This is a genomic window from Polaribacter marinaquae (assembly GCF_038019025.1).
GTDB classification, from domain to species: Bacteria; Bacteroidota; Bacteroidia; order Flavobacteriales; family Flavobacteriaceae; genus Polaribacter; species Polaribacter marinaquae.
Genome location: NZ_CP150496.1, coordinates 2409120 through 2432482, shown reverse-complemented (window position 1 = coordinate 2432482; position 23363 = coordinate 2409120). Strand labels below are relative to the sequence as shown.

The 23363-nt window shown below is 31.6% G+C and carries 16 protein-coding genes; 4 read left to right on the top strand and 12 right to left on the bottom strand.

What is annotated here, in order from left to right; genetic code table 11:
• Positions 1 to 40: 40 nt before the first annotated feature.
• Positions 41 to 1342 carry a c-type cytochrome gene (locus tag WG950_RS11000; RefSeq protein WP_340932331.1) on the bottom strand — a complete coding sequence of 434 codons (1302 nt, stop codon included), beginning with the start codon at positions 1340 to 1342 and terminating at the stop codon, positions 41 to 43.
• A 199-nt stretch (positions 1343 to 1541) separates the two neighbouring features.
• Here WG950_RS11000 and WG950_RS10995 point away from each other — a divergent pair, with 199 nt between their 5' ends.
• The gene (locus tag WG950_RS10995) at positions 1542 to 1910 is read left to right on the top strand and encodes an SPOR domain-containing protein (protein WP_340932329.1); all 369 of its coding nucleotides are present in this window, start codon (positions 1542 to 1544) and stop codon (positions 1908 to 1910) included.
• Positions 1911 to 1984: 74 nt separating this feature from the next.
• Here the strand turns inward: WG950_RS10995 and infB are convergent, their stop codons facing one another.
• The 3 genes from infB to rimP all read right to left on the bottom strand — a co-directional run bounded on the left by infB (position 1985) and on the right by rimP (position 6632).
• On the bottom strand, positions 1985 to 4831 hold the full coding sequence (gene infB, locus WG950_RS10990; RefSeq protein WP_340932328.1) for a translation initiation factor IF-2: 2847 nt from the start codon (positions 4829 to 4831) through the stop codon (positions 1985 to 1987).
• A 70-nt stretch (positions 4832 to 4901) separates the two neighbouring features.
• The gene (gene nusA / locus WG950_RS10985; RefSeq protein ID WP_079737423.1) at positions 4902 to 6158 is read right to left on the bottom strand and encodes a transcription termination factor NusA; all 1257 of its coding nucleotides are present in this window, start codon (positions 6156 to 6158) and stop codon (positions 4902 to 4904) included.
• 12 nt (positions 6159 to 6170) lie between these two features.
• Positions 6171 to 6632 carry a ribosome assembly cofactor RimP gene (gene rimP / locus WG950_RS10980; protein WP_340932326.1) on the bottom strand — a complete coding sequence of 154 codons (462 nt, stop codon included), beginning with the start codon at positions 6630 to 6632 and terminating at the stop codon, positions 6171 to 6173.
• Between the two features lie 176 nt (positions 6633 to 6808).
• Between rimP and WG950_RS10975 the strand changes: the two genes are divergently transcribed.
• A complete protein-coding gene (locus WG950_RS10975; RefSeq protein WP_340932325.1) occupies positions 6809 to 7636 on the top strand; it encodes a universal stress protein in 828 nt (275 codons plus the stop codon).
• Between the two features lie 58 nt (positions 7637 to 7694).
• On the opposite strand, the gene WG950_RS10970 is transcribed toward WG950_RS10975, so the two are convergent.
• The 8 genes from WG950_RS10970 to WG950_RS10935 all read right to left on the bottom strand — a co-directional run bounded on the left by WG950_RS10970 (position 7695) and on the right by WG950_RS10935 (position 18911).
• The gene (locus WG950_RS10970) at positions 7695 to 9287 is read right to left on the bottom strand and encodes an NADP-dependent glyceraldehyde-3-phosphate dehydrogenase (protein ID WP_340932324.1); all 1593 of its coding nucleotides are present in this window, start codon (positions 9285 to 9287) and stop codon (positions 7695 to 7697) included.
• Positions 9288 to 9429: 142 nt separating this feature from the next.
• A complete protein-coding gene (ilvA, locus tag WG950_RS10965; RefSeq protein ID WP_340932323.1) occupies positions 9430 to 10692 on the bottom strand; it encodes a threonine ammonia-lyase IlvA in 1263 nt (420 codons plus the stop codon).
• 75 nt (positions 10693 to 10767) lie between these two features.
• The gene (gene ilvC, locus WG950_RS10960; protein ID WP_340932321.1) at positions 10768 to 12243 is read right to left on the bottom strand and encodes a ketol-acid reductoisomerase; all 1476 of its coding nucleotides are present in this window, start codon (positions 12241 to 12243) and stop codon (positions 10768 to 10770) included.
• A 10-nt stretch (positions 12244 to 12253) separates the two neighbouring features.
• Positions 12254 to 12784, bottom strand: coding sequence for an acetolactate synthase small subunit (ilvN, locus tag WG950_RS10955; RefSeq protein WP_340932320.1), 531 nt, complete (start codon positions 12782 to 12784; stop codon positions 12254 to 12256).
• 1 nt (position 12785) lies between these two features.
• Complete coding sequence (ilvB, locus tag WG950_RS10950) at positions 12786 to 14519, bottom strand: biosynthetic-type acetolactate synthase large subunit (RefSeq protein ID WP_340932317.1); 1734 nt, start codon at positions 14517 to 14519, stop codon at positions 12786 to 12788.
• A gap of 83 nt (positions 14520 to 14602) precedes the next feature.
• Entirely contained in the window at positions 14603 to 16279 is a 1677-nt protein-coding gene (gene ilvD / locus WG950_RS10945) for a dihydroxy-acid dehydratase (protein ID WP_340932316.1), read from the bottom strand.
• 316 nt (positions 16280 to 16595) lie between these two features.
• Positions 16596 to 17717, bottom strand: a complete 1122-nt coding sequence (gene leuB, locus WG950_RS10940) for a 3-isopropylmalate dehydrogenase (RefSeq protein ID WP_340932315.1) — start codon at positions 17715 to 17717, stop codon at positions 16596 to 16598.
• Between the two features lie 18 nt (positions 17718 to 17735).
• A complete protein-coding gene (locus tag WG950_RS10935; protein WP_079737431.1) occupies positions 17736 to 18911 on the bottom strand; it encodes a 2-isopropylmalate synthase in 1176 nt (391 codons plus the stop codon).
• Between the two features lie 132 nt (positions 18912 to 19043).
• Here WG950_RS10935 and WG950_RS10930 point away from each other — a divergent pair, with 132 nt between their 5' ends.
• Both WG950_RS10930 and thrA read left to right on the top strand, forming a co-directional pair.
• Positions 19044 to 20603, top strand: a complete 1560-nt coding sequence (locus WG950_RS10930; RefSeq protein ID WP_340932313.1) for a hypothetical protein — start codon at positions 19044 to 19046, stop codon at positions 20601 to 20603.
• A 318-nt stretch (positions 20604 to 20921) separates the two neighbouring features.
• Positions 20922 to 23360, top strand: a complete 2439-nt coding sequence (thrA, locus tag WG950_RS10925; protein WP_340932312.1) for a bifunctional aspartate kinase/homoserine dehydrogenase I — start codon at positions 20922 to 20924, stop codon at positions 23358 to 23360.
• Positions 23361 to 23363: the final 3 nt, after the last annotated feature.

Here is a 23363-nt window from a genome sequence, read left to right as displayed (position 1 = left end):
ATTTTTTTCCTCTTTTAATTTTGAATCTTTAATTTCTTGTTTAGTAATGACATTTACCACATTCCAAACCGCCTAACTGAGATATAGTTACTTTATCTACACCGTATTTCTTAGCTAACTGATCATGAATTTTTTCGTAATACTCATTTCCTTTTAAATCTACATTCGTCTCTCTATGACAATCAATACACCATCCCATTGTTAACGGAGAATATTGATACACCTCATCCATTTCTTCTACAGGACCATGACATTTTTGACATTTAACACCTGCAACAGTTACGTGCTGAGCATGATTGTAATAAGCAAAATCTGGTAGATTGTGTATTCTAATCCATTTTACCGGCTTTTCCTCTCCTGTATAAGCCAACTCATCTGGATCCCATCCTGCAGCTTTATAAACTTTAGCAATCTCTTGATCTAACTGCTCTTTACCATAAGTCTGACCGTTCCACTGAATCTCAGTTCCTTCAGCAACTTCTGAAATACCTTTATGACAGTTCATACAAACATTAACAGAAGGAATTCCTGAATGCTTACTATGTTTTGCCGAAGAGTGACAATATTGGCAATCTATTTTATTTTCACCTGCGTGAATCTTGTGCGAAAATGCTATTGGCTGAATTGGCTGATAACCTTGATCTACACCAACTTTAAACATCGTACCGAAAACAACGTAAGCACCAATCAATAAAACTAAAATAGTACCTAAAACTTTTAAGAAAGTATTTTCTTTAACACCAACCCAAAGCTCTTGTAAATCTCTTCTTAAATTAGACTCTACACCCGATTTCTTATTTCCTTTTAACTCACTAACTTGTTTTAACAAACTTGCGATCATTAAAAACGCCACAACAATTGCTGCCGCTAAGAAATAAATCAACCAATCTGGCGCACCACTTTTTTCCAACACTTGAGTTGTAGCACCTCCAGCTCCAGGAGCTGCAGCCTTTTTTATATCACCAACAGTTGTGTAATATAAAATATTGTCAATATTTTCATCAGTTAATTGAGGAAATGCATTCATTGCAGTTGCACTGTACTGTGCAGCTTCTGCAGCATCTGCGTTCACTTTTTGAAATTCAGCATTGTTCTTAATCCAAGATTTTAACCAAGAATTCTCTCTACGCTCTTCTACACCACCTAAAGCTGGTCCAACTAATTTCTTATCCAACTTATGACAAGAAGCACATAAAGATTTAAATAATTTTCTACCTTCTTTCTGACGAGCCTCATCAACATCTTGCGAATAAGTTGATGCACTAAAGGCAAAAAACAAAAGTAATGTAAGACTTTTTAGAAGTACAGAGTTTAGTCTACTATGCAATGTTACACTTTTCATATTTACAAACTATAATTTTAGTATTGTGTATAAATTCGTTCAAAAAACACATTTTGAACAGTTCAACAAAAGTACTACATATTGCTAAATTTTGAAAAGCTAATAGAATGTTAAATATCAATTTATAATAATTCTAAATAAGGAAAAGACTCAATTTATTCTTTAGCAAGTCGTTATTTTTGCAGAAACATTTAAGATTATGAAAAACACACTGTTTTTAAAGATATTTTTGTTCTGTTTATTTGTAAGTATTGGTACTTTAAATGCCCAAAACTCAACTAAAAAAGACAAAGAAGTAACTAATTTATTAGAAAAGAAAAGAAGTTATAATAAGTCTAATGGTTATGGTTACAGCATTCAAATTTATTACGGAAATGAACGAACTGCAAGGTCTAAACATGCACGTTTTAAAGTTCTTTACCCTAGAGTTTACACCAAGCTTGTTTACAACAATCCAGACTGGAAAGTGCAAGTTGGTAACTACAAAACAAAACTAGAAGCAGACAGAGCTAATTTGATATTTAAAAAGGAATTTTCTGGTACAATTGTAGTACCTATGAAAAAATAAATATTTAAAATACCAGAAAAAGAAAGCCGAAATTCAATGAAGAATTTCGGCTTTTATATTTGGTTAAAATCAGTTTATTTTAACTTCTTTTTTACTGCTACTTCTTTGTAAGCTTCAATTACATCACCTTCTGCAATATCATTGTAATTCTTAACCTGAAGACCACAATCGTAACCTTTAGCTACTTCTTTAACGTCATCTTTAAAACGTTTTAAAGAAGTTAATGTTCCGTCATGTACAACAATTCCATCTCTAATAATTCTAATTTGAGAATCTCTATAAATCTTACCAGACATAACCATACAACCTGCAATGTTACCTACTTTAGAAATCTTATAAACTTCTCTAATTTCGACATTACCTGTAACTTCTTCTTTCATTTCAGGAGATAACATTCCTTCCATTGCATCTTTAAGATCATTAATAGCATCATAAATAATAGAGTATGTTCTAATATCTACTTCTTCTCTATCTGCTACCATTCTTGCGTTTCCTTGCGGACGCACATTAAATCCTACAATAATTGCATCTGAAGCTGTTGCTAATAAAACATCACTTTCTGTAATAGCACCAACACCTTTATGTAAAATATTTACTTGTATCTCTTCTGTAGATAATTTCTGGAAAGAATCTGTTAAAGCTTCTACAGAACCATCAACATCACCTTTTAAGATAATATTTAATTCTTTAAAGTCTCCTAACGCAATTCTACGTCCTATTTCATCTAACGTTAATGTTTTCTGAGTTCTTACAGATTGCTCACGTTGTAATTGAGATCTCTTAGATGCTATTTGTTTAGCTTCTCTTTCATCTTCAAATACGTTAAACTTATCACCTGCTTGTGGCGCACCGTCTAAACCTAAAATTGATACTGGAGTTGAAGGACCTGCTTCATTTAATTTTCTTCCTTTATCATCAAACATGGCTTTAACTTTACCACTGTTTTTACCAGCAAGAATATAATCTCCAATTTTTAAAGTACCAGCCTGCACTAAAATAGTTGTTACATAACCTCTACCTTTATCTAACTGAGCTTCTACAACTGTACCAACTGCATTTTTATTAAGGTTTGCTTTCAATTCTAAAATCTCTGCTTCTAATAAAACCTTTTCTAACAACTCTTCAATACCTTGACCTGTTTTTGCTGATATATCTTGAGACTGAATACTTCCACCCCATTCTTCTATCAACAAATTCATTGCAGATAATTGTGTCTTTACATTATCTGGATTAGCGTTTGGCTTATCAATTTTGTTAATCGCAAATATAATTGGCACTCCTGCTGCTTGTGCATGTGAAATTGCCTCTTTTGTCTGTGGCATTACATCATCATCTGCTGCAGCAACAATAATTACTAAATCCGTTACTTGCGCCCCACGTGCACGCATTGCTGTAAAGGCTTCGTGACCTGGTGTATCTAAGAAAGCTATTTTTTCATCACCAACATTAACAGAGTATGCTCCAATATGCTGTGTAATTCCTCCACTTTCTCCATCTACAATATTTGCTTTTCTAATATAATCTAATAAAGATGTTTTACCGTGATCTACGTGACCCATTACCGTAATAATTGGCGCACGACTAATTAAATCTTCTGGCTTATCAACAACTTCTTCGATTGATTCTTCTACTTCTGCACCAATGAATTCTACTTTATAATTGAATTCTTCAGCAACAATAACAAGAGTCTCTGCATCTAAACGCTGATTCATTGTTACCATCATTCCTAACATCATACAAGATGAAATAATGTTAGTAACAGGCACGTCCATCATTGTTGCAACTTCACTTACCGTAACAAATTCTGTTACTTTTAAAACTTTGTTGTCTAATGCCTGTGCTTCTTGTTCTGCTTCAGACTGCTCTCTACGAGCATCTCTTTTATTTCTACGATATTTAGCTCCTTTACCTTTAGATGATTTCCCTTGAAGTTTTTCAAGAGTTTCTCTAACCTGCTTTTGGATATCTGCTTCTGTTGGTTCTTCTTTCTTAACAGCAGCTGGTCTATTATTACCTCTACCTTTATTGAAAGAACCTCTATTGTTTCCTGGACCTCTATTACCCGGACCTCTGTTTCCTTGAGTTCTGTTACCAGCATTACCACCAGCTTTGTTTACAATACGCTTACGCTTTTTTCTTGGATCTGAAGACGCATCCTTTTTAGCTTCTGGTTTCTTCTTCTTAGGTTTTTCAAATTGCTTTAAATCAATCTTCTTACCTGTAAAGTTTGGTCCGTCTAACTTCTTATACTGAGTTTTAATAGCTTCAGCATTTTCTGGAGTTACTTCTTCAGTTTTTTCTGAAGTTTTTGTAGTATCCTTTTTACCTTCTGCTTTTTTAGCAACCTTAGAAGCTTCTTTTTCAACTAAAGAAATAGGCTTATCTACCTTTACCTCTTTAACGACTTTTTTATCTTCTGATGGTTTAGCAACAGGTTCAGTTTCCTTTTTGGCTTCTTCTTTAGGCTTTTCAACTTCCGTTGGCTTTTCAACTTTTGGAGCTTCTCCTTTCGGTACTTCTTCTTTAGCCTCTACTTCTTGTTTTTTTGCTACAGGCTTACCAATATTATCAATATCAATTTTACCAACAGTTTTAAACTCTAGTTTTTCGGCTTTAGCTTTAAGAACTTCTTCTTTTTTAGCGTCTTCTGCTCTTTTTCTCTCTTGCTTAGCTTCTAGTTCTGCACGAATAGCTTCTTTCTCTTTACGCTTCTCTTCACCAACCTCCTTAGATGCAGCTTTTTTGCTAGCATCTGTTTGGAAACCATCTAGGAGCACTTGATAGACCTCACCAGAAATTTTAGTAGTTGGTCTTGATTCTATTTCATGACCTTTATCTGCTAAATATTCTACTGCTCTATCTAGAGAGATATTTAATTCTCTTAAAACTTTATTAAGCCTCGTTGTTTTGCCTTCAGACATATATTATTTTTTAGCCTTTAATTTTGTAAAAATATACTTTTTTACGATTACTCTTTCACTATTTCACGAACTAATCTTCAAATTCTTCTTTTAGAATTCTTTGAACGTCTAAAATAGTTTCTTCTTCTAAATCAGTTCTCTTAACTAATTCTTGTACACTTGTTTCTAATACGCTTCTTGCAGTATCTAAACCAATGTTTTTAAATTCTTTTATTACCCAAGCTTCGATTTCATCACCAAATTCTGTTAATTCTACGTCTTCTTCTTCAAGACCTTCTCTCTTAACATCTATTTCGTAACCTGTTAACTCACTCGCTAAACGAATATTAACACCACCTCGACCAATTGCTTTAGATACTTCTTCTGGTTTTAAAAGTACGTTTACACGACCTTTTTTACCATTTTTCTCTTCTTCGTACATTTCAATTTCCATTGAAGTCACTTTTGCAGGACTTAATGCTCTTGAGATAAATAATTGTTCGTTTTTAGTATAATTGATAACATCAATGTTTTCATTACCTAATTCACGAACTATACCATGTATTCTAGAACCTTTAACACCAACACAAGCTCCAACAGGATCGATTCTATCATCATAAGAATCTACTGCTACTTTTGCTTTTTCTCCTGGTATTCTTGCTACACCTTCAACAGTAATTAAACCATCAAATACTTCTGGAATTTCTTGTTCAAATAATTTTGTTAAAAAAGCGGGAGAGGTTCTAGATAGAATTATTGCAGGTTTATTACCTCTTAATTCTACTGCTTTAATTACTCCTCTTACAGAATCTCCTTTTCTAAAGAAATCTGAACGTATTTGTTCGCTTTTTGGCAATACAATCTCATTACCTTCATCATCTAACAAAATAATTGCATTATGTCTAATATGATGTACTTCTGCACTATATAAATCGCCTTCTAAATCTTTAAATTGCTTAAAGATGTTAGTGCTATCGTGTTCATAGATTTTAGAAATTAGGTTTTGGCGTAATGCTAAAATTGCTCTTCTTCCTAAATCTACTAACTTAACTTCTTCAGATACATCTTCTCCGATCTCAAAATCTGGCTCGATTAATCTTGCTTCTGCTAATTCTATTTCTTCGTTATCATCTTCAGAAAAACCATCTGCAACCACCACTCTATTTCTCCAAATCTCTAAATCTCCTTTATCTGGATTGATAATAATATCAAAATTATCATCAGACCCAAACTTTCGTTTTAAAGTAGCTCTAAACACTTCTTCTAAAATAGACATAAGTGTTACTCTGTCTATACTTTTATTATCTTTAAATTCTGAAAACGAATCAATTAATGCTATATTCTCCATTACATCTTTTGCTTAAAATACAATTTTCACTTTTGCTTCTTTAATCTCCTTATACTCTAATGTTACTGTTTTTTTCACCGTAACTTTTCCTTTACCAATTGGTTTTGGTTCTCTTGCCTTCCATTGTAAGACAATGTTGTCTTCTGTTGCGTCTGTTAAAGTTCCTTCAAACTCTTCTTCTGCTGTTTTTACCTTAAGAATTCTATTAATATTTTTAAGATACTGCCTTTTCATCTTTAATGGATGAGCAATATCTGGCGTGGTTACTTCTAGAGAGAAATCTTCTTCTTCCCTATCTAAATTACCATCTATATTTTTACTAATTCTTATACATTCGCTTAATGGAACACCTTGATCACCATCAACTACAACTTGTATTTTGTTGTTTGCAGAAATAGATAAGTCTATTAAATACAACGAGTCGTTACTTGCCAACGCCTCTTCTACTAAGTCTTTTATTTTTTCTTGCTCCATTATAAACCTTAAAATAAAGTATAAAAAGAGGGGACTTTTGAGTCCCCTTCCTTCTTCATTTACTATAAATTTCGGTGCAAATATACGAATTGTTTACGATTTACCAAACCAAGTCGAATTCAAAATTTTTTCGTAACTTTAAATACACGCTCTTTTCTAATTTAAAATTCTATATCATGAAAAAAATTTTAGTTCCAATAGATTTTTCAAAACCGTCTGAATATGCAGCTAAAATGGCTGCTAAAATTGCTAAAAAAACGAGTGCTTCAATTTATTTAATTCACCTCATAGAATTACCTACAGGAGTTATAGACATGGGTTCTGGTAGTAAATTCAGCATTCCAGAAAGCATGTTATATCTTCGAAAAACAAAAGAAAAAATAGTAGCTTTTAAAAACACTTTTTTTACTGATGAAATGAATGTAGAATATTTTATTAAATTGAGTAATCCTTTTGATGGTATTAAAAAATATGCAGAAAAAATTAACGCAGATTTAATTATAATGGGATCTAAAGGTCATTCTGAATTTGAAGAAATTATGATTGGCTCTAATACAGAAAAAGTTGTTAGAAGTTCTAAAACTCCTGTAATTGTAGTTAAAAAAGATGATGCGAAAATTAAACTAAAAAACTTAGTTTTTGCTTCGAATTTTAAAGAAGAAAACAAGGAGGTTTTTAGTAAATTCCTCAATTTTGCAAATGCCTTTAATAGCAAAATTCATCTTTTAAAAATTAACACACCTTCTCAATTTGAAAGCACATTTAATGCAAAAGAGAAAGTAAAAACTTTTATAAAAGATTACAATCTACCTAAACACACAATAAACATATACAACGATGTTTCTGTAGAAAAAGGAATTCTTAATTATGCAAAAGAGAAAAAAGCAGACTTAATAGCTTTAAGCACTCACGGTAGAAGTGGTATATCTCACCTTTTTACAGGAAGCGTTACCAAAAACTTATCTAAAAAAGCTTTAAAACCGATGTTTACAGTTAAAGTCTAAAACAAAAAAGCTACTAATACCTTATGAATTAGTAGCTTTTTTTATCTAAGTTAATGTTTTATAATATGTAATCTGTACTTATAAAATTAGAGTTTTTCTGATCTAAAATTTCTTGTAAAATAGCCTTATTATAATCTGTATCTTTTGCTGCTACAAAAGTTCTTATAGAAAAAGAACGCAAAGCATCATGAACACTTAAAGTTCCTACTGCAGAATCTTTTCTACCTGTAAAAGGATACACATCTGGCCCTCTTTGTGCTGCACTATTTAAGTTTACCCTACAAACCAAATTTACCAACGTATCAATTAAAGGCGCTAAAGTTCTAACATTGCTACCAAATACACTTACTTGTTGTCCGTAGTTAGAAGCAGCCATATCATCTATAGGCTCTTGCACATCTTTAAAAGACACTATCGGAATAACCGGCCCAAACTGTTCTTCTTCAAAAACTCTAGAATCTTTAGAAACCGGGTATAAAACTGCAGGAAAAATGTAATTTTCTGATGTTTTCCCTCCATTATCATTCAATACTTTTGCTCCTTTATCAGTAGCATCATCAATTAACTCTTGAATGTAAGCAGGTTTTCCTGGTTCTGGCAAAGGAGTTAATTTAACACCTTCTTCCCAAGGATTACCAAACTTTAAAGCATCTACACGTTCTGCAAACCTTTTATTAAACTCTTCAACAATATCCTCATGAACATATAACACCTTTAAAGCAGTACATCTTTGCCCATTAAAAGAAGTTGAACCCGCCAAACATTCGTTAATCGCCAAATCTAAATCTGCTTCTGGCAAAACAATTCCAGGATTTTTAGCTTCTAAACCTAAAATTAAACGCAATCTATTTTTCTGCGGATGATTTGCTTGAATAGCATTTGCAGACTTACTATTACCAATTAAAGCTAAAACATCTACTAAACCAGTTTTCATTATTGGAGTAACTAACGTTCTACCTCTACCGTAAATTATATTTACTACACCAGCAGGAAAACTTGTTTGAAAAGCCTCTAACAAAGGAGTTAACAACAACACACCATGTTTTGCTGGCTTAAAAACAGTTGTATTTCCCATGATTAAAGCAGGAATTAACAACGCAAAAGTTTCATTTAAAGGATAATTGTAAGGGCCTAAACAAAGAACAACACCTAATGGTCCACGTCTAATATGCGCATGTACTCCGCTATTTTTTTCAAACTTAGCAGAATCTCTATCCATTTGTTTATAATCTTCTATGGTATCGTAGATATACTCTATTGTCCTATCAAACTCTTTCTCAGAATCTGGTAAAGATTTTCCAATCTCCCACATTAAAAGCTTAACAATCTCTTCTCTTTTTGTTTTCATTTGCGCTACAAATTTCTCCATAGCAGCAATTCTACCTTCTACCTTCATTGTTGGCCATAAACCTTGCCCTCTTGCATAAGCATTTGACGCAGCATTTAAGGCTTCTAATGCTTCATTTTCAGATAAATTTGGCACAGAACCCAACAAAGTTGGCTTGTACTCTTCTGTTGATGAAATAGTAGAAAAAACATCCGCTTTATCGCCATTCCACTTTTTTAATTCTCCGTTAATTAAATAAGTATCTTGACTTAAAGTCTCATTAATTTTATATTCGTTTGGTATTTCTTTAAACGTATAGTTCATACATGTAATTTTATAAATTATCTCTAATTAAGGGCTCTAAAAAAACTACTTTAATTAGAGTTCAAAATTAACTAAAATAAGTGTAAAACAGTTCTTTTTAGAACGAAAAGCCAAAATGTATTTCACTCTTAAGTTGTTTCTTTTAAACTAAAAACTGAAACAAATCTGGTTTATCATTTAAGTAGTCTCCAAAAAAGCTTTTATCTTTCATTCTCTGAATTAAAGGTTCTAAATCTAAAGATGATTTCAGCTCTAAACCAACTACAGCGGCACCATTTTCTCTGTTTGTTTTTTTTGTATATTCAAAATGTGTAATATCATCATTAGGACCAAGAATTTCAGCAACAAACTCTTTTAACGCACCTGCTCTTTGCGGAAATTTCACAATAAAATAATGCTTTAATTTAGCATATAATAATGCTCTTTCTTTTATTTCTGCTGTTCTTGTAATATCATTATTACTTCCACTAACCACACAAACAACATTTTTACCTTTAATTTCATCAGCATAAAAATCTAACGCAGCAATACTTAAAGCACCAGCAGGTTCTACAACAATAGCATCTTTATTATACAAATCTAAAATTGTTTGACAAATTTTACCTTCTGGTACAGTAATCACTTTAGATAAATTTCTATTACAAATATCAAAGTTTAAATCTCCAACTTTTTTTACTGCAGCACCATCTACAAAAGCATCAATTTTATCTAAAAAAGTATTTTTATTATTTCTAATAGAAGTTAACATTGATGGTGCTCCTTCTGGCTCTACACCTATTATTTTAGTGTTTGGTGATAAGTATTTAAATACGGATGACAATCCTGCAGATAAACCTCCACCACCAATAGGAACAAAAACATAATCTATTTTTTCTTTTACTTGATTTAAAATTTCTAAACCAACTGTTGCCTGTCCTTCAATAACTTTTTCATCATTAAAAGGATGAATAAATGTTTTGTTTTTAGCATCACATTCTAATTTTGCTGCATTAAAAGCATCATCAAAAGTATCACCTTCAATAACAATATCAATATAATCTTCACCAAACATTTTAACTTGATTAATTTTTTGTTTTGGTGTTGGCGATGGCATAAAAATAGTACCTTTTACCTGTAATAATTTACAGGATAAGGCTACACCTTGCGCATGATTACCAGCGCTTGCACATACAATTCCGTTTTGCTTTTCTAAATCACTTAAAGAAGACATTTTGTTATAAGCACCTCTAATTTTATAAGAACGTACTACTTGTAAATCTTCTCTTTTAAATAATATATTAGCATTTAACTCTTTAGAGAGATTGTGATTTTTACTTAAAGGAGTTTCAAAAGCAACACCTTGTAAATTACTTGCCGCTTTTTTTATATTCACTAAACTCGGATAATAAATATCTTTATGTTGCATGATTTTTATGTAAAATTAAAAACCTGTCAGGTATTAAATCCTGACAGGTTTTATAAAAAATTAAAAACATACGTTTTACGCAGTTTTTACTACTTTCATTGCTGTCATAGAAGCTCTTAGTTGCTCTCCTACAATTTCTACAGGATGATTTCTAATAATCTTATTTATTTTAATAAGCTCTATATTATCTACACCATTTTCTGAACTAAACGATTTACCAATAACGTTTGTTGAAATCTTTTTCATGAAATCTGTTAATAAAGGTTTACACGCATGATCAAACAAATAACATCCATATTCTGCGGTATCAGAAATTACACGATTCATTTCTGCCAATTTCATTCTTGCTATTGTATTTGCAATTAATGGCGTTTCATGTAAAGACTCATAGTATGCAGAAGCATCAATAATTCCTGACTCTGTCATTGCTTCAAAAGCTAATTCTACACCAGATCTTACAAAAGCAACTAATAACGTTCCGTGATCGAAATACTCTTGTTCTGAAATTTCATCAGAAGTAATTACTTGTTTTTCAAAAGCAGTTTCTCCTGTCTCAGCTCTCCAAGTTAAAAGATTCTTGTCATCATTTGCCCAATCTTCCATCATAGTTTTAGAAAAATGACCCGTCATAATATCATCCATGTGCTTTTGAAACAACGGACGCATTATATCTTTCAATTCTTCTGAAAGTCTAAATGCTTCTACTTTTGCAGGATTAGACAATCTATCCATCATATTTGTAATTCCACCATGCTTTAAGGCTTCCGTTACAGTTTCCCAACCATACTGAATTAATTTACCCGCATAACCAGGCTCAATTCCTTCTGCCACCATTTTATCAAAAGATAAAATTGCTCCTGTTTGCAACAAACCACATAAAATAGTTTGCTCTCCCATTAAATCAGATTTTACTTCTGCAACAAAAGAAGACTCTAAAACACCTGCTTTATGACCACCTGTAGCAACTGCATAAGCCTTTGCTTGTGCCCAACCTTTTCCTTCTGGGTCATTCTCTGGATGCACTGCTATTAAGGTTGGCACTCCAAATCCTCTTTTATATTCTTCTCTAACTTCAGATCCTGGAGACTTTGGCGCCACCATAATTACTGTTAAATCTTCACGAACTTGCATTCCCTCTTCAACAATATTAAAACCGTGAGAATACGATAAAGTAGCACCTTTTTTCATTAAAGGCATTACTGCATTTACAACATTTGTATGTTGCTTATCTGGTGTTAAATTAATTACCACATCTGCTGTTGGCAACATTTCTTCATAACTACCAACTTCAAAATTATTGGAAGATGCATTGATATAAGACTGTCTTTTTTGATCTATTGCAGCCTGTCTTAAAGTATAAGAAATGTCTAAACCAGATTCTCTCATATTTAAACCTTGATTTAAACCTTGTGCCCCACAACCTACAATAACAATTTTCTTCCCTTTTAATGCTTCTACTCCGTCTTCAAATTCTGAAGCTTCCATAAAACGGCATTTTCCTAATTGCTCTAATTTCTCTCTTAATGTTAATGTGTTAAAATAATTTGACATTTTTATTTATTTAGTTGTTGTATGTTTCTAATAATTCAGAAATTTTCATTTCTTCTTTGGTTACTGCTATTAAGCCAGATCTAGTGTATTGCATAATACCGAATTCACTTAACTGATTATATAATGCTACTATTTCTTCTTTTTTACCTGATTTTTCTAGAATAAAAAAATCTTTGTTTACCGTTACAATTCTTGCATTACTTTCTTTTATAATATTCTGAATTTGGCGCTCTTCAAAAAGAAGCACAGACTTAATCTTAAACAACCCAGATATTTGATAAATAATATCATCTAAGCTATGATAGTATGCCTTAATTACTTCTACTTGTTTTTCTATTTGACCTAATATTTTCTTAATATTAATTTCATCCATATTTACAACAATTGTAAATTTAGATACACCTTCTATTTCTGATGGAGAAGTATTTAAACTCTCTATATTAATATGCCTTCTTTGAAAAATTGCTGATACCCTATTTAACAAACCAATATTGTTTTCGGTGTAAATAGACACTGTATATAATTGTTTTTCTGTACTCATCTTATTCTAATCTTATATCCGAAACACTAGCTCCTGTTGGTATCATTGGAAACACATTATCTTCTTTCTCTACACAAACCTCTAAAAAATAAGCTTCTTTACTCGCCATCATTTCTGCAACTACATCTGCTAATTCTTCTCTTTTTGTTACTTTTTTAGCTTTAATGTAGTACCCTTCTGCAATCGCTACAAAATTTGGATTCACCATTTCTGTAGAAGCATAACGTTTATCAAAAAACAGTTGTTGCCATTGACGAACCATTCCTAAAAAATCGTTGTTTAAAACAACTACTTTTACTGCTGCTTTTTGCTGAAAAATTGTACCTAATTCTTGAATTGTCATTTGGTAACCACCATCACCAGAAATAGAAACAACCTCTCTCTCTGGAGCAGCCATTTTTGCACCTATTGCTGCTGGTAAACCAAAACCCATTGTTCCTAATCCGCCAGAAGTAATATTACTTTTGGTAACATTAAAATCTGCATATCTACAAGCAATCATTTGATGTTGTCCAACATCAGAAACTATAGCTGCTTCACCTTTACTCTGAATATTGATTTCTTTTAAAACCTCTCCCATTGTAATACCTTCTTTCGTGGGATATAGGTCATTTTTTATCACTTTTTCATACTCAACTTCGTACAAATCTTTAAACTCTTGAAGCCAATCTGTATGTTTTGCTTCATTTAACAATGGCAATAACAAGTCTAAACTAGCCTTTGCATCACCTAAAACGGCAACATCTGTTTTAACATTTTTATCTACCTCGGCAGGATCAATTTCAAAATGAATTACTTTGGCTTGTTTGGCGTATGTAGACAAGCTACCAGTTACACGATCATCAAAACGCATACCTATAGCTATTAACACATCGCATTCGTTAGTTAATTTATTTGGCGCATAATTACCATGCATACCAACCATACCAACATTTAATGGATGTGAGGTTGGAATTGCAGAAGCCCCTAAAATTGTCCAAGCAGCAGGTATATCTGCTTTTTCCATAACTGCCTTTAATTGAGATTCAGCCTCACTTAAAACAACACCTTGCCCCCAAACAATTAATGGTTTTTTGGCATTATTAATAATTTCTGCTGCGGCTTTTAAAGAAGACGCATCTGTTTTAGGAATCGGATTATAACTTCTTACTTTCGTACATTTCTCATAGAAAAAATCAAGTTCATCCATTTGAGCATCCTTAGTAATGTCAATTAAAACAGGTCCTGGTCTTCCACTTTTTGCTATATAAAAAGCTTTTGCTATTGCCGCAGGAATATCTGAAGCTTTTGTTACTTGACAATTCCATTTTGTTACCGGAGTAGAAATACCGACAATATCTGTCTCTTGAAAAGCGTCTGAACCTAATAAATGAGAAAAAACTTGCCCAGTTATACACACCATTGGTGTAGAATCTATTTGCGCATCTGCAATACCAGTAATTAAATTTGTTGCTCCTGGCCCAGAAGTAGCAATTGCGACACCAACTTTTCCTGAAATTCTAGCATATCCTTGCGCCGAATGCGTTGCTCCTTGTTCGTGACGTGTTAATACATGATGAATTTTATCTTGATATTTATACAACTCATCATAAACCGGCATTATTGCACCACCAGGATATCCATAAATAATGTCTGCCCCTTCCTCTATTAGAGATCTAACAATTGCCTCGCTACCAGAAATTCTTTCTGTAGTTATAGCCGTATTATTTTTATTTTTTATGGTTTTTGTTTCCATATTTTTTATTTTTAGATTAGAGAAAATAGATTAAAGACACCTTCAATCTTATTCTCACCTCTTATTTTTACGTCTTTTTAAATCTACAAATCAGTAACGCATCCTTTAGAAGCAGATGCCACCGTTTTTGCATATTTATATAAAATTCCTTTTTTATGTTTTAATGCTGGCGCAACCCAATTTGCTTTTCTAGCTGCTAATTCTTCATCAGAAATTAAAACATTAATAGAATTATCTTCTGCACTAATTCTAATTTTATCGCCTGTTTGTAACACTCCAATTGTTCCTCCATTTTGTGCTTCCGGAGTTATGTGCCCAACAACAAAACCATGAGTTCCTCCAGAAAAACGTCCATCTGTAATTAAAGCTACAGATTTCCCAAGACCAGCACCCATAATTAAAGAAGTTGGCTTTAACATTTCTGGCATTCCTGGTCCTCCTTTTGGCCCCACATACCTAATGACGACTACATCTCCTTTTTCAACTTCTCCGTTAGAAATTCCTGCGTTTGCAGCTTGCTCACCATCATAAACCACTGCTTTTCCTTCAAACAGCAAACCTTCGTTACCAGAAATTTTTGCTACAGCACCTTCTGTTGCTAAGTTTCCGTATATAATTTGAATATTTCCAGAAGACTTTAAAGCCTTGTCTCTCGGAAAAATTACATCTTGCTCTTCAAACTCCATTGCCTCAACGTCTGCTAAATTTTCAGCCAAGGTTTTACCAGTTACTGTTAAACAATCTCCATGTAAAAAACCTTCTTGCAATAAGTATTTCATAATTGCAGGCGTACCTCCAACTCCATGAACATCTTCCATTAAATACTTACCAGATGGTTTTAAATCAGCAATTAATGGAGTTCTATCACTAACTCTTTGAAAATCTTCTAAAGTAAAATCTATTTCTGCGGCATGCGCAATAGCTAAAAAGTGCAATACTGCATTTGTAGAACCACCTAAAGCATTTACTAAAGCCACTGCGTTTTCTAATGACTTTTTAGTTATAATATCTAAAGGTTTTAAATCTAACTCTAATAGATTTTTAATTGCTCTTGCTGTTCTTTCTGCTTCTGATAATTTATTTGGATTTTCTGCAGGAATTGAAGAATTATAAGGCAAAGCAAAACCCATACATTCTATAGCAGACGCCATTGTGTTTGCTGTATACATACCTCCACAAGCGCCAGCACCAGGTATAGCTCTTTTTATAATTTCTTTATATTCCTCTTCCTCTATTTCTCCAGCAACTTTTTGCCCTAAAGCCTCAAATGCAGAAACAATATTTAATTTTCTTCCTTTATAATTTCCAGACGCAATAGAACCACCATACATCATTATTGCTGGTCTATTTAAACGCAACATAGCAATTATAGAACCTGGCATATTTTTATCGCAACCAACAATTGCAACAACAGCATCGTAACTTTGAGCATTCATTACAGTCTCTATAGAATCTGCAATAATATCTCTAGACACTAAAGAATAGTTCATACCAGAAGTTCCCATAGAAATACCATCAGAAACACCAATCGTATTAAAACCTAACCCTACCATATCTGCAATATTACATTCAACTTTAACTTCGTCTTTTAAACGATTTAAATGCATATTACAAGGGTTACCATCATAACCAGTACTTGCAATACCTACTTGGGCTTTGCTCATATCTTCATCTGTTAAGCCTACGGCATATAACATTGCTTGAGATGCTGGTTGAGATTCGTCTTGCGTTAACCTTTTGCTATGTTTATTTAATTCCATTTATTGTTTTGTTCAATTTATTGACTAAATTACTATGTTTCTCTATTTACATTACATAAAATGCAATGATACCGTTTACATTCAGGGATTATAATTAATATTTAAAATGCTGAAAACAAGTGTTTTAACTGTTTATTATTATGACATTCAACTTTTGAAAAAATCATAAAAAAACCTTCCATTTAAAGTGGAAGGTTTTTTTATAAAAATATAAATACAACTTCCTCATCAAACCGCAATAATTACGATGACGCTTGTAATTGAAATAATATTTAAAAATGATTTCATCATATATTTTTTATCAGAATTCTAGGGATTAAATAATAGTACTTTGCCCCATGTGAATATTCTTAAAATTAAGGTTACTATCTTCTTGATTAGAAATGTAATCTGCTATAAAATCTCCTACTTTAGATGTTGATGCTGGATATTTATTTTTACCTTTAATATCTTCTGTAGTAATACCTAATAATAAAGATTTTTCTACAGCTCTTTCGATTGCATCTGCTTCTTCATGCAAGCCTAAATGTTCTAACATCATAGCTGCAGATAAAATTGACGCTAAAGGATTTGCTATATCTTTTCCTTTTGCTTGTGGAAAAGAGCCATGAATTGGCTCGAATAAAGCGTTTCTTTTTCCTAAGGATGATGACGCTAATAAACCGATAGAACCACCAATTACACTTGCTTCATCAGAAATAATATCGCCAAATAAATTTTCTGTAAGAATTACATCAAATTGTTTAGGATTTAAAATTAACTGCATTGCAGCATTATCTACAAACAAAAACTCTAACTTAACGTCTTTATATTGTTTTGCAATTTCGGTAACTGTTTTTCTCCATAAACGAGAAGTTTCTAAAACGTTTGCTTTATCTACTAAAGTCACTTTTTTTCTTCTAGTTTGCGCCGTTTTAAAAGCTAAATGAGAAATTCTTGATATTTCCTCAACATCATAAGAACAACCATCGAAAGCAGATTTACCATCTTCGCTTACTTCTTTTTTTCCGAAGTAAATTCCGCCCGTTAATTCTCTAAAAATTGCAATATCTGTACCTTTTATAATTTCTCTTTTTAAAGGAGAGTTTTTAATTAAACTATCATAAGCCTTTACAGGTCTAACGTTACAAAACAAACCTAATGTTTGTCTTAATTTTAATAAACCTTGTTCTGGTCTTACTTTTGCAGATGGATCCTTATCATACTTTGGATCGCCAATAGCGCCAAACAAAATTGCATCTGCGTTTTTACATGTTTTTATAGTTTCATCTGGCAAAGGGTTGCCTGTTGCCTCAATAGCACATGCGCCCATTTGCGCTTCTTCGTACAAAAATATATGATCATACACTTCTGCAATAGCATCTAATGCTTTTTTTGCTTGATTGGTAACCTCTGGACCAATACCATCTCCCGGAATTACTGCTATTGTATATTTCATACTTTTATTATTAAATTGTTATGCCATTGCTATTTTAGAAGTCTTATTTACTTCTTTCATTATATTATGAATGTCTTGATCTTTTACTTCTTTTTGCTTGTCTGCTGTTTCTAAAAAAGAGCTATACGCTTCATCTAGTTGAACTTTTGTTAATTCGTAACCAATCTTTTTTGCTCTGTAAGCCAATGCTGCTCTACCGCTTCTTGCTGTTAAAACGATTGCACTTTCTGTTACACCTACATCTTCAGGATCCATAATTTCATAGGTTTCTCTGTTTTTAATTACACCATCTTGATGTATACCAGAACTATGTGCAAATGCATTTGCACCAACTATTGCTTTGTTTGGTTGCACAGGCATACCCATACTTTCTCTTACCATTATAGATGTATCGTATAATAATTTAGAGTTAACTGTTGTTTCTAAATTAAGGTAAGGATGTTGTTTTAAAACCATAACAACTTCTTCTAAAGCTGTATTTCCTGCTCTTTCTCCAATACCATTAATTGTACATTCTATTTGTCTTGCTCCGTTTATAACACCAGCAATAGAGTTTGCAGTAGCCATACCTAAATCGTTATGACAATGACAAGATAGAATTACATTTTCTATACCTTTTACATTTTCTCTTAAATACTTAATTTTTGCACCATATTCTTCTGGTAAACAATATCCTGTAGTATCTGGAATATTTAACACTGTTGCACCTGCTTTAATTACCGCTTCGCAAACCCTTGCCAAATACTCATTATCTGTTCTACCTGCATCTTCTGCGTAAAACTCTACATCATTTACAAAAGATTTAGAGTAAGAAACAGCTTTTACAGCTCTTTCTATAACTTGTTCTCTTGTAGAGTTAAACTTAAATTTTATATGAGAATCACTTGTACCAATACCTGTATGAATTCTTGGGAATTTTGCATTTTTTAACGCTTCTGCTGCAACTTTAATATCATTTTCTACAGCTCTTGTTAAACCGCAAACTGTTGCATTTTTTACAATTTTTGCAATTTCAGAAACCGAATTAAAATCCCCAGGACTAGAAACAGGAAAACCAGCTTCTATAACATTTACGCCCAATAAATCTAATCTCTCTGCAATTACTAGTTTTTGATTAGTGTCTAATTTACACCCAGGAACTTGCTCTCCATCTCTAAGGGTTGTATCGAAAATTTGTACTTGATTGTCTTGCATAATTTGTATAAAGATTGTCCTTATTATAAATCAAATATATATCTTGCCTTTCCAATCTATTTATTAACTTTAGGCAATACACGATTTCTAAAACAAATCAAAAATATTTAAAAAACTGATTACCAATACATTATGAGTAAAATCATTACATCCGTCAATCAACAAAATGATGCTTTATTTGTTCTTATTAAGTCTTTAACAAAGTCTGAAAAGAGACAATTCAACCTATATGTAGGTCGGTTGGGTGGTAATATTGATGCAAAGTTTTTTTCTTTATTTAAGTTTTTAGAAAAGCTAAAAGTCTATGATGAAAAAGTTATTATTGGAAGCGGAATTGTATCTAAACAACAACTTTCTAATTTAAAAGCGCATTTATATAAACAAATATTAATTAGTCTGCGTTTAAATCCCGCTCACAAAAATGTAAGGATTCAAATAAGAGAACAATTAGATTTTGCAACAGTACTTTATCAAAAAGGATTATACAAACAAAGTTTAAAATTACTAGAAAAAGCCAAAAACATGGCTTTAGATAATGAAGAGAAAAATATTGCTTACGAAATTGTAGAATTAGAAAAGGTAATAGAAACACAATATATAACAAGAAGTATTAGCACAAGAGCAGATCAATTATCTGTGCAAGCAAAAGAGCTAAGTCAGCAGAATGTTATCGCAAGTAAACTCTCTAACTTATCATTACAATTATATAGTCACTTACTACAAAATGGCTATGTAAAAAATGAAGAAGAATTATTGTTTGTAGAGAAGTATTTTAACAGCAAAATGCCTAAATACAAATATCAAAACTTAGGGTTTAGAGAAAAGCTTTGGTTATATAAAGCCCATTTGTGGCATAGTTTTTTGATTCAAGATTTTTTACTTAGTTACAAATATGCTAAAAAATGTGTCGATTTATTTGACAATTCTAAATTGATCAACTTACATCCTGTTTTTTATTTAAAATCTAAAAACTACCTTTTAGAAGCTTCTTTTTTAGTAAAAAAAACATCAACATTTAAAGAAGAATTAGCTGCATTTGAAAATGAAATAGATAATAAAGAAATTCCGTTAAACACAAATACAGAACTACTAATCTTTTTGTATTTCTACTCTAATAAACTACACCTTCACTTTTTAGAAGGAACTTTCGAACAAGGTGAATATTTAGTAGAAATTATAAATGACAAAATAGGAAAGTATAAAAACAGACTAGACAATCATTATGTAGTACTGTTGTATTATAAAATTGCTTGTCTGTACTTCGGAATGGGAGAAAACAGGTTATGTATTGCTTATTTACAAAAGATTATTAAGTCTAAAAACTTAAGTTCTGCAGAAGATTTACAATGTTTTGCTCGTATATTAAACCTAATAGCACATTACGAATGTGGCTTAGATTACGATTTAGAAAGACAATTTGTAGACACTTATAAGTTTCTATTAAAAATGGAAAACTTACAAGAAGTGCAAAAAGTATTTTTAACTTCTATTAGAGATTTAAGCGATGTTTTTCCGCATGAAATTAAAAACGAATTCAAAAAAATTCATGCAAAACTAAAGGTCTTCGAAAATCATCCGTATGAAAAAAGAGCTTTCTTATACTTAGATATTTTATCTTGGTTAGAAAGTAAGATCGAAAACAAAACTATAGCTACAATAATTAAAGAAAAATCAAAATTGATTTCAAAATAATTTCATATTTATATTTTTAATACTTAAATTTTACATATTACACATAAATCAACGTAAAAGTTAAAATAATTCTCATTATTTAAGTCGCTATTAAATATAAATAATACATTTGTTGCGTGAGTAATTCTAATTTACATACAAAAACTTTAAAAACTATTTCTATAGTTGGTATTTCTATGGCTACTATTACACGCACATCTTCTACAACAATTACCCTTTAGGGGTTTTTATATATTCATATCATCTTAGGTTATACATAATTTCGATTTCTCGAAGTTACATCAATAAAAAATAAATTACACAAACTATTCATTACCAATGAAAGTATTAAAATTTGGCGGATCATCTGTCGCAAGCTCAGAAAACATAGAAAACGTTTTAGCCATAGTTGCTAAAGAATCTAAAAACGAAAAAGTAGTAATTGTTGTTTCTGCTTTTGGTAAAACTACAGACAAACTTTTAGCCGCAGCAAACGAGGCTATTGTTGATATCAATATCGCTAAAAACACTTTAGAAACTATAAAAAATTTACATTTTGAAATTATAGAAAACCTTATCACTAAAGATATGGATGTAGTTTCAAAAGAAGTTTTTGACTTATTTAAAAGATTGAATTCTATTTACGAAGGTATCTTTTTACTACAAGAATTATCTGATAAAACATTAGCAAAAGTTGCTAGTTTTGGCGAAAGATTATCTTCTTTTATTATTGCCAATGCTGCTAAAGAAACTTTAAATGCTAGCCATAAAGAAAGTAGAGATTTAATAATTACGAACAACAATCACCTAAACGCACAAGTTAATTTTAAAATTTCTAACGAAAACATTACCACTTACTTTAACAACAATAATAATCAAGTGGTTATTTTAGGCGGATTTATTGCATCTAATTCTTCTAAAGAAACTACAACTTTAGGTAGAGGCGGTTCAGATTTTACAGCTTCTATTTATGCGGCTGCATTAGATGCTAATGAGCTTCAAATCTGGACAGATGTTAGCGGAATGTACACAGCAAATCCTAGAATTGTAAAACAAGCTTTTCCTATTTCAGAAATTTCTTATGAAGAAGCTATGGAATTGTCTCATTTCGGTGCAAAAGTGTTGTATCCACCAACAATTCAGCCATCTTTAAGAAAAGAAATTCCTATTAGAATTAAAAATACTTTTGACCCAGAAAATAGCGGAACTTTAATTTCTAAAAATCCAAAAAACAATAACGGAGTAAAAGGAATTTCTCATATTGAAGACATCAGCTTAATTACTTTAGAAGGTGGCGGAATGATTGGAATTCCTGGTTTTTCAAAACGCTTATTCGAAACACTTTCTCAAGAAAAAATAAATGTAGTTTTTATAACTCAGGCTTCTTCAGAACACTCAATCTGTGTTGGTGTTTATGAAAATGATGCTTTAAAATCTAAAGAATTATTAGAAGAAACTTTTAGCATAGAAATTACTAGAAAAAAAATAAAACCAATTATTGTAGAAAGTAATTTGGCAATAATTGCTGTTGTTGGCGAAAGCATGAAAAATCATCAAGGTTTAAGCGGTCAAATGTTTAGCGCATTGGGTAGAAACAACGTAAATGTTAGAGCAATTGCACAAGGTTCATCAGAAAAAAACATTTCTGCAGTAATTAATAAATATGATGCTAAAAAGGCTCTTACAACTTTACACGAGCAATTTTTTGAAGAAAAAACAAAACAATTAAACCTTTTTGTAACAGGAGTCGGTAATGTTGGCGAACGATTTTTAGCTCAAATTAATCAGCAAAAAAAGTTTCTAAAAGAAAACTTAAAATTAAAAATTAAAGTGATTGGTATTGCAAATTCTAAAAAAATGTTTTTTGACGAAAGCGGCATCAACCTAAAAAACTGGAAAGAGGCTTTAAATAACGGCGAACCAACTAGTCTTGATAGTTTTTATAATAAAGTTAAAGCTTGCAACCTAGTAAACAGTGTGTTTGTAGATAACACAGCAAATAAAGAAGTATCAGAAATTTACGAAAAATATTTACGTGAAAGTATTTCTGTAGTTACTTGTAATAAAATTGCTTGCGCATCTAGCTTTAATAATTACAAAACCTTAAAAGAAGTTTCTAGAAAATATAATGCTTCATTTTTATTCGAAACAAACGTTGGTGCCGGTTTACCAATTATAGACACGCTAAAAAACTTGATAAATTCTGGCGATAGAATTCATAAAATTCAAGCAGTTTTATCTGGTAGCTTAAACTTTGTTTTTAATAATTTTGATGAAGATGCAACTTTTCATGATGTTGTGGCAGAAGCTCAAAAAGAAGGTTATACAGAACCAGATCCAAAAATAGATTTAAGCGGTGTAGATGTTGCTAGAAAAATTTTAATTTTAGCTAGAGAAAGCGGCTATAATTTAGAATTAGAAGACATTACAAATAATTCTTTTTTGCTAGAAGAAAGTCTTGCAACTTCAAATAACAAAGACTTTTATGATTCGTTAATTAAAAATGAAACACATTTTCAGCATATTTTTCAAGAAGCAAACGATAAAGAGTGTAGATTAAAGTATGTTGCCGAATTCGAAAACGGTAAAGCAAATGTTGGTTTACAACATATTTCTGCAGATCATCCTTTTTATAATTTAGAAGGTAGCGATAATATTGTACTTTTCTTTACAGAAAGATATCCAGAAAATCCATTAATTATAAAAGGTGCTGGTGCTGGTGCAGATGTTACTGCTTCTGGTATTTTTGCTGATGTTATTAGAATTGCAAATCAATAAAAT

What these genes read in the sequence shown, in the direction of transcription:
- WG950_RS11000 (WP_340932331.1), bottom strand. Translation starts at nt 1,342, where the DNA reads ATGAAAAGTGTAACATTGCATAGTAGACTAAACTCTGTACTTCTAAAA.
- ilvB (WP_340932317.1), bottom strand. Translation starts at nt 14,519, where the DNA reads ATGGAAACAAAAACCATAAAAAATAAAAATAATACGGCTATAACTACA.
- ilvA (WP_340932323.1), bottom strand. Translation starts at nt 10,692, where the DNA reads ATGCAACATAAAGATATTTATTATCCGAGTTTAGTGAATATAAAAAAA.
- leuB (WP_340932315.1), bottom strand. Translation starts at nt 17,717, where the DNA reads ATGAAATATACAATAGCAGTAATTCCGGGAGATGGTATTGGTCCAGAG.
- ilvD (WP_340932316.1), bottom strand. Translation starts at nt 16,279, where the DNA reads ATGGAATTAAATAAACATAGCAAAAGGTTAACGCAAGACGAATCTCAA.
- thrA (WP_340932312.1), top strand. Translation starts at nt 20,922, where the DNA reads ATGAAAGTATTAAAATTTGGCGGATCATCTGTCGCAAGCTCAGAAAAC.
- WG950_RS10975 (WP_340932325.1), top strand. Translation starts at nt 6,809, where the DNA reads ATGAAAAAAATTTTAGTTCCAATAGATTTTTCAAAACCGTCTGAATAT.
- rimP (WP_340932326.1), bottom strand. Translation starts at nt 6,632, where the DNA reads ATGGAGCAAGAAAAAATAAAAGACTTAGTAGAAGAGGCGTTGGCAAGT.
- nusA (WP_079737423.1), bottom strand. Translation starts at nt 6,158, where the DNA reads ATGGAGAATATAGCATTAATTGATTCGTTTTCAGAATTTAAAGATAAT.
- WG950_RS10970 (WP_340932324.1), bottom strand. Translation starts at nt 9,287, where the DNA reads ATGAACTATACGTTTAAAGAAATACCAAACGAATATAAAATTAATGAG.
- ilvN (WP_340932320.1), bottom strand. Translation starts at nt 12,784, where the DNA reads ATGAGTACAGAAAAACAATTATATACAGTGTCTATTTACACCGAAAAC.
- WG950_RS10935 (WP_079737431.1), bottom strand. Translation starts at nt 18,911, where the DNA reads ATGCAAGACAATCAAGTACAAATTTTCGATACAACCCTTAGAGATGGA.
- WG950_RS10995 (WP_340932329.1), top strand. Translation starts at nt 1,542, where the DNA reads ATGAAAAACACACTGTTTTTAAAGATATTTTTGTTCTGTTTATTTGTA.
- WG950_RS10930 (WP_340932313.1), top strand. Translation starts at nt 19,044, where the DNA reads ATGAGTAAAATCATTACATCCGTCAATCAACAAAATGATGCTTTATTT.
- infB (WP_340932328.1), bottom strand. Translation starts at nt 4,831, where the DNA reads ATGTCTGAAGGCAAAACAACGAGGCTTAATAAAGTTTTAAGAGAATTA.
- ilvC (WP_340932321.1), bottom strand. Translation starts at nt 12,243, where the DNA reads ATGTCAAATTATTTTAACACATTAACATTAAGAGAGAAATTAGAGCAA.